The organism is Escherichia sp. KTE114 (assembly GCF_000407765.1).
Classification (GTDB): Bacteria; Pseudomonadota; Gammaproteobacteria; order Enterobacterales; family Enterobacteriaceae; genus Escherichia; species Escherichia ruysiae.
This window is the reverse complement of sequence record NZ_KE136626.1, coordinates 738,814-748,214: the sequence shown is the minus strand read 5'-3', so window position 1 is coordinate 748,214 and position 9,401 is coordinate 738,814. Positions and strand designations below refer to the sequence as shown.

The following is a 9,401-nucleotide window of genomic DNA, read 5'->3' as shown; positions in this document are numbered from 1 at the left end:
AAGCACAGACCACCCAAGCGGGAATAGCTCAGTTGGTAGAGCACGACCTTGCCAAGGTCGGGGTCGCGAGTTCGAGTCTCGTTTCCCGCTCCAAATTCTCCTCTCAATAAACTATCCACAGCGACGCGATGCGTTATTGCTGGTTTTTGTTGTCTCTGACAAACTCTTGTAAACAGAGTTATCCACAGGTTCAGGCTGTAATCTTAATTTCAGAAAAACTTCGCACGGTGAATAGTAAATTCTTAACGTGTTGATATTTAAATTGAAAATTAAGGTTTCGATTTGTCGTATTGATCGCTTGACGATTTTTTCCGGCTTGAATTGCAATACGTTTTTATTTTTATTCACAAGCTGTGGATGAATCAGGCGTCGCGTGGTAAGCCCTTTTCAATCACCCGAACAAGACGCTGTTTTTTCGGTAGTTGAACCTCAACCACGCATGCATTTCGTCGCTCGATTTGCTGCGCAATCGCCCACGCTATGTGTTCATCAAGAAGTGGATGCTCACCTTTACGACTTTCCAGCGCCGCCAGAATCGCTTCATCCCAGGGCGCATTGCCTAATGCTACGGCGATATTACGCAGCCAGCGCAGGTGGCCTATACGGCGAATCGCTGAACCTTCTGTTATTTTTAAAAACTTCTCTTCGCTCCAGGCGAATAACTCAATGAGTTCCGGTGCGTGTAATGGTTTGCGTGGGCTGAAATCGTCTTCAGTTGTCAGTTGCGAATAGCGATTCCACGGGCAGATAAGCTGGCAATCATCGCAACCGTAAATACGGTTTCCCATTAACGGGCGTAACTCTTCCGGGATTGCCCCTTCCAGTTCTATCGTCAGATAAGAAATGCAGCGGCGAGCATCTACGGTATATGGCTCGACAATGGCTCCGGTCGGGCAAATCGTCATACAGGCCACGCATTTACCGCATCCTTCCTCGACCGTTTGATCCACAGGTAACGGAATATCAACCAGCAGTTCGCCTAAAAAGAAGAACGAACCAGCTTCGCGATTGAGGATAAGTGAGTGCTTACCTGTCCAGCCAAGTCCCGCTTTTTCAGCCAACGGGCGCTCAAGAACAGGCGCAGAATCGACAAACGGTCTAAAATTCAGCGAAACACAATGTTGCTGAATCATCTCGCCCAGCTTTTTGAGTCGGTTGCGCAGAAGTTTGTGATAATCACGGCCCAGCGCATAACGGCTAACATAGCCGAGTTTGGGATTTTTCAGCGTGCTGGCAAATGCGGCGTTGGCAGGCAGGTAATTCATCCGCACGCTGATCACGCGCAGCGTACCGGGCAATAACTCGTGGGGGCGGGCGCGCAGCATACCGTGACGTGCCATCCAGTCCATTTCGCCATGGTATTGTTTGTCCAGCCATGCTTGCAGTTTTGGCTCGGAATCGCTGAGATCGGTGTCGGTAATACCCACCTGCTGAAAGCCCAGTTCCAGCCCCCACTGTTTAATTTTTTGCGCTAACTGATTGAGATCGAGGGGCTCTGACATGACGGACCATACAATGAAGAAAAACCCCGTAAGTATACCACACACCGTCTGGCACGCCGACGATATCCGACGTGGTGAACGCGAAGCGGCAGATGCGCTGGGGCTTACACTCTATGAGCTGATGCTTCGCGCGGGTGAAGCCGCGTTTCAGGTGTGTCGTTCGGCTTATCCTGACGCCCGCCACTGGCTGGTGCTGTGCGGTCATGGCAATAACGGCGGCGATGGCTACGTGGTCGCGCGGCTGGCAAAAGCGGTCGGTATTGAGGTTACGTTGCTGGCTCTGGAGAGCGACAAACCGTTACCGGAAGAGGCTGCGCTGGCATGCGAAGCATGGTTAAACGCGGGAGGCGAGATCCATGCCTCGAATATTGTCTGGCCCGAGTCGGTGGAGTTGATTGTTGATGCGCTGCTCGGCACAGGCTTGCAGCAAGCGCCCCGCGAATCTATTAGCCAATTAATCGACCATGCTAATTCCTGTCCTGCGCCGATTGTGGCGATTGATATCCCTTCCGGCCTGCTGGCACAAACCGGAGCCGCGCCAGGCGCGGTGATCAACGCCGATCAAACCATCACTTTTATTGCGCTGAAACCAGGTTTGTTAACCGGCAAAGCGCGGGATGTTACCGGGCAACTGCATTTTGACTCGCTGGGACTGGACTGTTGGCTGGCAAGTCAGGAGACGAAAATTCAGCGGTTTTCTGCAGAACAACTTTCTCACTGGCTGAAACCGCGTCGCCCGTCTTCGCATAAAGGCGATCATGGGCGGCTGGTGATTATCGGTGGCGATCACGGCACGGCAGGGGCTATTCGTATGGCGGGAGAAGCGGCGCTGCGTGCTGGAGCCGGTTTAGTCAGAGTGCTGACCCGCAGCGAAAATATTGCGCCGCTGCTGACCGCACGTCCGGAATTGATGGTGCACGAACTGACTATGGACTCTCTTACTGAAAGCCTGGAATGGGCCGATGTGGTGGTGATTGGTCCCGGTCTGGGCCAGCAAGAGTGGGGGAAAAAAGCCCTGCAAAAAGTGGAGAATTTTCGCAAACCGATGTTGTGGGATGCCGATGCATTGAACCTGCTGGCAATCAATCCCGATAAGCGTCACAATCGCGTGATCACGCCGCATCCTGGCGAGGCCGCACGGTTGTTGGGCTGTTCCGTCGCTGAAATTGAAAGTGACCGCTTACATTGCGCCCAACGTCTGGTACAACGTTATGGCGGCGTAGCGGTGCTGAAAGGTGCCGGAACCGTGGTCGCAGCAAACCCTGATGACTTAGGCATTATTGATGCCGGGAATGCAGGCATGGCCACTGGCGGCATGGGCGATGTGCTCTCTGGTATTATTGGCGCATTGCTTGGGCAAAAACTGTCGCCATATGATGCCGCCTGTGCTGGATGTATCGCACACGGCGCGGCGGCTGACGTGCTGGCGGCGCGTTTTGGTACGCGCGGGATGCTGGCAACCGATCTCTTTTCCACGCTACAGCGTATTGTTAACCCGGAAGTGACTGATAAAAACCATGATGAATCGAGTAATTCCGCTCCCTGATGAGCAGGCAACATTAGACCTGGGCGAGCGGGTAGCCAAAGCCTGCGATGGCGCAACCGTAATCTATCTGTATGGCGATTTAGGCGCAGGTAAAACCACCTTTAGCCGGGGCTTTTTACAGGCTCTGGGTCATCAGGGTAATGTCAAAAGCCCCACTTATACGCTGGTCGAACCCTATACGCTCGACAACTTAATGGTTTATCACTTTGATTTGTACCGCCTTGCCGATCCCGAGGAGCTGGAGTTTATGGGGATCCGCGATTATTTTGCCAACGATGCCATCTGCCTGGTGGAGTGGCCACAACAAGGTACAGGTGTTCTTCCTGACCCGGATGTCGAAATACACATTGATTATCAGGCACAAGGCCGTGAGGCGCGCGTGAGTGCGGTCTCCTCTACGGGTGAATTGTTGCTGGCGCGTTTAGCCGGTTAACCTTTGAAGGTGGCGGGATGATGTATCGCATCAGAAATTGGTTGGTAGCGACGTTGGTGCTGCTGTGCGCGCAGGCTGGCGCCGCTACGCTCTCTGATATTCAGGTTTCTAATGGCAATCAACAGGCGCGGATAACGTTAAGTTTTATTGGCGATCCTGACTATGCATTTAGCCATCAAAGCAAACGCACCGTGGCGCTCGATATCAAACAAACGGGTGTGATTCAGGGGCTGCCGTTGTCGTTCAGCGGTAATAATCTGGTGAAGGCGATTCGCTCTGGAACGCCAAAAGATGCGCAAACGATGCGTTTGGTGGTGGATCTCACCGAAAACGGTAAAACCGAAGCGGTGAAGCGGCAGAATGGTAGCAATTACACCGTTGTCTTTACGATTAACGCCGATGCGCCGCCACCGCCTCCTCCGCCGCCAGTGGTTGCTAAACGTGTTGAAACGCCAGCCGTTGTTGCACCGCGCGTCAGCGAACCGGCGCGCAATCCGTTTAAAACCGAGAGCAACCGGGCTACGGGTGTCATCAGTAGCAATACGGTGACGCGTCCGGCAGCGCGCGCGACGGCTAACACTGGCGATAAAATTGTCATCGCTATTGATGCCGGACACGGCGGCCAGGATCCTGGCGCTATCGGCCCTGGCGGTACGCGGGAGAAAAACGTCACCATCGCCATCGCACGTAAATTGCGTACTTTGCTCAATGATGATCCGATGTTTAAGGGCGTTCTAACCCGTGACGGAGATTACTTTATCTCGGTGATGGGGCGCAGCGATGTGGCACGTAAGCAAAACGCCAATTTCCTTGTGTCGATTCACGCTGATGCCGCTCCGAATCGCAGTGCTACCGGCGCTTCCGTATGGGTGCTCTCTAACCGTCGTGCAAACAGTGAAATGGCAAGCTGGCTGGAACAGCACGAGAAACAGTCGGAGCTGCTGGGCGGGGCAGGCGATGTGCTGGCGAACAGTCAGTCTGACCCGTATTTAAGCCAGGCGGTGCTGGATTTACAGTTCGGTCATTCCCAGCGGGTAGGGTATGATGTGGCGACCAGTATGATCAGCCAGTTGCAACGCATTGGCGAAATTCATAAACGTCGACCAGAACACGCCAGCCTTGGCGTTCTGCGTTCGCCGGATATCCCGTCAGTACTGGTCGAAACCGGTTTTATCAGCAACAACAGCGAAGAACGTTTGCTGGCGAGCGACGATTACCAACAACAGCTGGCAGAAGCCATTTATAAAGGCCTGCGCAATTACTTCCTTGCGCATCCGATGCAGTCTGCGCCGCAGGGTGCAACGGCACAAACTGCCAGTACGGTGACGACGCCAGATCGCACACTGCCAAACTAAGGATTATTGATGCCAATTCAGGTCTTACCGCCACAACTGGCGAATCAGATTGCCGCAGGTGAGGTGGTCGAGCGACCTGCGTCGGTAGTTAAAGAACTGGTGGAAAACAGCCTCGATGCGGGTGCGACGCGTATCGATATTGATATCGAACGCGGTGGGGCGAAACTTATCCGCATTCGTGATAACGGCTGCGGTATCAAAAAAGATGAGCTGGCGCTGGCGCTGGCTCGTCATGCTACCAGTAAAATCGCCTCTCTGGACGATCTCGAAGCCATTATCAGCCTGGGTTTTCGCGGTGAGGCGCTGGCGAGTATCAGTTCGGTTTCCCGCCTGACGCTCACTTCGCGCACTGCGGAACAGCAGGAAGCCTGGCAGGCTTATGCCGAAGGGCGTGATATGGACGTGACGGTTAAACCGGCGGCGCATCCGGTGGGAACGACGCTGGAGGTGCTGGATCTGTTCTACAACACCCCGGCGCGGCGCAAATTCCTGCGCACCGAGAAAACCGAATTTAACCATATCGATGAAATCATCCGCCGCATCGCGCTGGCACGTTTTGACGTCACTATCAACTTATCGCATAACGGCAAAATCGTACGCCAGTACCGCGCAGTGCCGGAAGGCGGACAAAAAGAACGCCGTTTAGGGGCGATTTGTGGCACCGCTTTTCTCGAACATGCGCTGGCGATTGAATGGCAGCACGGCGATCTCACGCTGCGCGGCTGGGTGGCAGAACCGAATCACACCACGCCCGCACTGGCGGAAATTCAGTATTGCTACGTGAATGGGCGCATGATGCGCGATCGCTTGATCAATCACGCGATCCGCCAGGCCTGCGAAGATAAACTGGGCGCCGATCAGCAACCGGCGTTTGTGCTGTATCTGGAGATCGACCCGCATCAGGTGGATGTCAACGTGCACCCCGCCAAACACGAAGTGCGTTTCCATCAGTCGCGTCTGGTGCATGACTTTATCTATCAGGGCGTGCTGAGCGTGCTACAACAGCAACTGGAAACGCCGCTGCCGCTGGATGATGAACCACAACCTGCACCGCGCGCCATCCCGGAAAACCGCGTAGCCGCAGGGCGTAATCATTTTGCAGAACCGGCAGTTCGTGAGCCGGTAGCTCCACGCTACACTCCTGCGCCAGCATCAGGCAGTCGCCAGTCTGCTCCCTGGCCGAACGCGCAACCGGGCTACCAGAAACAGCAAGGTGAAGTGTATCGCCAGCTTTTGCAAACGCCTGCGCCGACGCTCAAACCAAAAGCGCCAGAACCTCAGGAACTTACGCTGGCCTCGAATGGTCAAAGCTTTGGTCGGGTGCTGACTATCGTCCATTCCGACTGTGCGCTGCTGGAGCGCGACGGCAACATTTCACTTTTAGCCCTGGCGGTAGCGGAACGCTGGCTGCGTCAGGTGCAACTGACGCCGGGGGAATCGCCAGTTTGCGCTCAGCCGTTGCTTATTCCGTTGCGGTTAAAAGTCTCTGGTGAAGAAAAATCGGCATTAGAAAAAGCGCAGTCTGCTCTGGCGGAGTTAGGCATTGAATTTCAGTCTGATGCGCAGCATGTGACCATCAGAGCCGTGCCTTTACCCTTACGCCAACAAAATTTACAAATCTTGATTCCTGAACTGATAGGCTACCTGGCGAAGCAGTCCGTATTCGAACCTGGCAATATTGCGCAGTGGATTGCACGAAATCTGATGAGCGAACACACGCAGTGGTCAATGGCTCAGGCTATTACCCTGCTGGCGGATGTAGAACGGTTATGTCCGCAGCTTGTGAAAACGCCGCCGGGTGGTCTGTTACAATCTGTTGATTTACATCCGGCGATAAAAGCCCTGAAAGATGAGTGATATCAGTAAGGCGAGCCTGCCTAAGGCAATTTTTTTGATGGGGCCGACGGCCTCCGGTAAAACTGCGCTGGCTATTGAGCTGCGTAAAATTTTACCAGTAGAGTTGATAAGCGTTGATTCTGCCCTTATTTACAAAGGGATGGATATCGGGACGGCGAAGCCGAACGCTGAAGAGTTACTCGCCGCGCCGCACCGATTGCTGGATATTCGCGATCCGTCGCAGGCTTATTCGGCTGCTGATTTTCGTCGCGATGCGTTGGCGGAAATGGCCGATATCACGACGGCGGGGCGGATCCCGCTGTTAGTGGGCGGTACTATGTTGTATTTCAAGGCGTTACTGGAGGGGTTGTCGCCGCTACCGTCGGCGGACCCGGAAGTACGAGCCAGAATTGAGCAACAAGCGGCAGAGCAAGGTTGGGAGTCATTGCATCGTCAACTGCAGGAGATAGATCCTGTTGCGGCAGCAAGGATTCATCCAAATGATCCACAAAGGCTTTCCCGGGCACTGGAAGTTTTTTTCATTTCGGGTAAAACTTTAACGGAACTGACGCAAACGTCAGGAGACGCTCTACCGTATCAGGTGCATCAGTTCGCCATCGCCCCGGCGAGCCGTGAACTGCTCCATCAACGAATTGAGCAGCGTTTTCATCAGATGTTGGCTTCAGGTTTTGAAGCAGAAGTCCGGGCGCTTTTTGCCCGAGGAGATTTGCATACGGATTTGCCTTCCATTCGTTGCGTGGGTTATCGCCAGATGTGGTCTTACCTTGAAGGCGAAATCTCATACGATGAAATGGTTTATCGAGGTGTTTGCGCCACGAGACAGTTGGCGAAGCGGCAGATAACCTGGCTGCGTGGTTGGGAAGGGGTTCACTGGCTTGACAGTGAAAAACCAGAACAGGCGCGTGACGAAGTATTACAGGTTGTTGGTGCTATCGCAGGCTGAATGTGTACAATTGAGACGTATCGTGCGCAATTTTTTCAGAATCGAAAGGTTCAAAGTACAAATAAGCATATAAGGAAAAGAGAGAATGGCTAAGGGGCAATCTTTACAAGATCCGTTCCTGAACGCACTGCGTCGGGAACGTGTTCCAGTTTCTATTTATTTGGTGAATGGTATTAAGCTGCAAGGACAAATCGAGTCTTTTGATCAGTTCGTGATCCTGTTGAAAAACACGGTCAGCCAGATGGTTTATAAGCACGCGATTTCTACTGTTGTCCCGTCTCGTCCGGTTTCTCATCACAGTAACAACGCCGGTGGCGGTACGAGCAGTAACTACCATCATGGTAGCAGCGCGCAGAATACTTCCGCGCAACAGGACAGCGAAGAAACCGAATAAGGTTTCGGGCTGTTTTTTTACACGGGGAGCCAGCGATCCTGCGTTCCCCGCTGATCTATTTAGAGGGTTTTACGCTTGTTTGACCGTTATGATGCTGGTGAGCAGGCGGTGCTGGTACACATCTATTTTACGCAAGACAAAGATATGGAAGACCTCCAGGAGTTTGAATCTCTGGTTTCTTCCGCCGGTGTCGAAGCATTGCAGGTGATTACCGGTAGCCGTAAAGCGCCGCACCCAAAGTATTTTGTAGGTGAAGGTAAAGCAGTTGAAATTGCGGAAGCTGTCAAAGCGACGGGTGCTTCGGTCGTTCTTTTTGACCATGCCCTGAGCCCAGCGCAAGAGCGTAACCTGGAGCGTTTGTGCGAGTGTCGTGTCATCGACCGCACCGGCCTTATTTTAGATATTTTCGCCCAACGTGCGCGTACCCATGAGGGTAAGTTGCAGGTTGAGCTGGCGCAGCTGCGCCATCTGGCTACGCGCCTGGTGCGTGGCTGGACCCACCTTGAAAGACAGAAAGGCGGGATCGGTTTGCGTGGTCCGGGTGAAACCCAGCTCGAAACCGACCGTCGTTTGTTGCGTAATCGCATCGTGCAGATACAGTCGCGCCTGGAAAGAGTTGAAAAGCAGCGTGAGCAGGGGCGGCAATCGCGTATCAAAGCCGACGTTCCTACTGTTTCGCTGGTGGGATATACCAACGCCGGTAAATCTACCCTTTTCAATCGCATTACCGAAGCACGGGTCTATGCGGCAGACCAGTTGTTTGCCACCCTCGATCCGACGTTGCGGCGTATTGACGTCGCGGATGTCGGTGAAACCGTGCTGGCAGATACCGTAGGGTTTATTCGCCACTTGCCGCACGATCTGGTGGCGGCGTTTAAAGCCACGTTACAAGAGACGCGGCAAGCCACATTGCTGCTGCACGTCATTGATGCGGCAGATGTGCGTGTACAAGAAAACATCGAAGCGGTGAATACGGTTCTTGAAGAGATCGATGCTCACGAGATCCCAACCCTGCTGGTGATGAATAAGATCGATATGCTGGAAGATTTCGAACCGCGTATTGATCGGGACGAAGAGAACAAACCGATCCGTGTCTGGCTTTCTGCGCAGACCGGAGCGGGGATACCACAGCTTTTTCAGGCTTTGACGGAGCGGCTTTCCGGTGAGGTGGCGCAGCATACATTGCGTCTGCCGCCGCAGGAAGGGCGTCTGAGAAGTCGTTTTTATCAGCTTCAGGCAATAGAAAAAGAGTGGATGGAGGAGGACGGCAGTGTAAGTCTGCAAGTTCGTATGCCGATCGTTGACTGGCGTCGCCTCTGTAAACAAGAACCGGCGTTGATCGATTACCTGATCTAACCGGCAAAGCGTCTG

General features: G+C 53.6%; 9 protein-coding genes and 1 tRNA gene. 9 read left to right on the top strand and 1 reads right to left on the bottom strand.

Annotation, left to right across the window (positions count from 1 at the left end; genetic code table 11):
• Positions 1–17 precede the first annotated feature (17 nt).
• Together WC5_RS16945 and WC5_RS25215 are read left to right on the top strand one after the other, a co-directional pair.
• Positions 18–93: transfer RNA gene (locus WC5_RS16945), tRNA-Gly, on the top strand.
• Positions 94–326: 233 nt separating this feature from the next.
• The gene (locus tag WC5_RS25215; protein WP_105285681.1) at positions 327–380 is read left to right on the top strand and encodes a hypothetical protein; all 54 of its coding nucleotides are present in this window, start codon (positions 327–329) and stop codon (positions 378–380) included.
• Here the strand turns inward: WC5_RS25215 and queG are convergent.
• Positions 363–1,502, bottom strand: a complete 1,140-nt coding sequence (gene queG, locus WC5_RS16950; RefSeq protein ID WP_010349097.1) for a tRNA epoxyqueuosine(34) reductase QueG — start codon at positions 1,500–1,502, stop codon at positions 363–365. The genes WC5_RS25215 and queG overlap by 18 nt on opposite strands.
• Between queG and nnr the strand changes: the two genes are divergently transcribed.
• From nnr to hflX, 7 genes are all read left to right on the top strand, one after another.
• Positions 1,501–3,048, top strand: a complete 1,548-nt coding sequence (nnr, locus tag WC5_RS16955) for a bifunctional ADP-dependent NAD(P)H-hydrate dehydratase/NAD(P)H-hydrate epimerase (protein WP_010349095.1) — start codon at positions 1,501–1,503, stop codon at positions 3,046–3,048. The two genes, queG and nnr, sit on opposite strands and share 2 nt — an antisense overlap.
• Positions 3,020–3,481, top strand: a complete 462-nt coding sequence (gene tsaE, locus WC5_RS16960; RefSeq protein ID WP_000981978.1) for a tRNA (adenosine(37)-N6)-threonylcarbamoyltransferase complex ATPase subunit type 1 TsaE — start codon at positions 3,020–3,022, stop codon at positions 3,479–3,481. The genes nnr and tsaE overlap by 29 nt, the downstream gene beginning before the upstream one ends.
• A gap of 17 nt (positions 3,482–3,498) precedes the next feature.
• Positions 3,499–4,836, top strand: a complete 1,338-nt coding sequence (gene amiB / locus WC5_RS16965) for an N-acetylmuramoyl-L-alanine amidase AmiB (protein WP_000990343.1) — start codon at positions 3,499–3,501, stop codon at positions 4,834–4,836.
• A 9-nt stretch (positions 4,837–4,845) separates the two neighbouring features.
• A complete protein-coding gene (gene mutL, locus WC5_RS16970; protein WP_001122464.1) occupies positions 4,846–6,693 on the top strand; it encodes a DNA mismatch repair endonuclease MutL in 1,848 nt (615 codons plus the stop codon).
• The gene (miaA, locus tag WC5_RS16975; protein ID WP_001280353.1) at positions 6,686–7,636 is read left to right on the top strand and encodes a tRNA (adenosine(37)-N6)-dimethylallyltransferase MiaA; all 951 of its coding nucleotides are present in this window, start codon (positions 6,686–6,688) and stop codon (positions 7,634–7,636) included. Before mutL ends, miaA begins: the two co-directional genes overlap by 8 nt.
• 85 nt (positions 7,637–7,721) lie before the next feature.
• Complete coding sequence (hfq, locus tag WC5_RS16980) at positions 7,722–8,030, top strand: RNA chaperone Hfq (protein WP_001051883.1); 309 nt, start codon at positions 7,722–7,724, stop codon at positions 8,028–8,030.
• Positions 8,031–8,105: 75 nt separating this feature from the next.
• Positions 8,106–9,386 carry a ribosome rescue GTPase HflX gene (hflX, locus tag WC5_RS16985; RefSeq protein WP_000460360.1) on the top strand — a complete coding sequence of 427 codons (1,281 nt, stop codon included), beginning with the start codon at positions 8,106–8,108 and terminating at the stop codon, positions 9,384–9,386.
• Positions 9,387–9,401: the final 15 nt, after the last annotated feature.

Coding starts and splice junctions, on each gene's coding strand:
- amiB (WP_000990343.1), top strand. CDS start 3,499: ATGATGTATCGCATCAGAAATTGGTTGGTAGCGACGTTGGTGCTGCTG.
- hfq (WP_001051883.1), top strand. CDS start 7,722: ATGGCTAAGGGGCAATCTTTACAAGATCCGTTCCTGAACGCACTGCGT.
- mutL (WP_001122464.1), top strand. CDS start 4,846: ATGCCAATTCAGGTCTTACCGCCACAACTGGCGAATCAGATTGCCGCA.
- queG (WP_010349097.1), bottom strand. CDS start 1,502: ATGTCAGAGCCCCTCGATCTCAATCAGTTAGCGCAAAAAATTAAACAG.
- tsaE (WP_000981978.1), top strand. CDS start 3,020: ATGATGAATCGAGTAATTCCGCTCCCTGATGAGCAGGCAACATTAGAC.
- nnr (WP_010349095.1), top strand. CDS start 1,501: ATGACGGACCATACAATGAAGAAAAACCCCGTAAGTATACCACACACC.
- miaA (WP_001280353.1), top strand. CDS start 6,686: ATGAGTGATATCAGTAAGGCGAGCCTGCCTAAGGCAATTTTTTTGATG.